At 71.8% G+C, this 294-nt stretch carries 1 pseudogene; it reads left to right on the top strand.

The features are described 5' to 3' along the window. Window positions 1-294 (top strand): annotated as a pseudogene (locus ACEN88_RS35180) (hypothetical protein); the annotation flags it as partial.

Here is a 294-nt window from a genome sequence, read left to right as displayed (position 1 = left end):
GTACAAGGACGTCGCGTCGGGCGAGGCGCGCCCCGTTTCCGGCGCGCTGGACCTCGGCGCCTTCGACGTGCGGGGCGCCACGGCGCGCGCGAAAGCGGTCTCCTGGACCGAATGCGCCGCGGAGGGCAAGGTCTGCCGGTTCGGCGGCACGCGCGAAGTGAGGTTCGGCAGCGAAGGCGCGTACACCTCGAAGATCGTGACCGCATCGACGCCCTGCACGACGGCCGTGTTCGGCGACCCGGCGCGCGGCCTGGCCCTGTCGCATATACACATCTCCGAGCCCACGAGACGGAG

The sequence above is a fragment of the Massilia sp. CT11-108 genome (genome assembly GCF_047302915.1).
Taxonomy (GTDB): Bacteria; Pseudomonadota; Gammaproteobacteria; order Burkholderiales; family Burkholderiaceae_D; genus Telluria; species Telluria orientalis.
The sequence above is the reverse complement of the archived record's forward strand: the minus strand, read 5'-3'. Positions and strand labels throughout refer to the sequence as shown.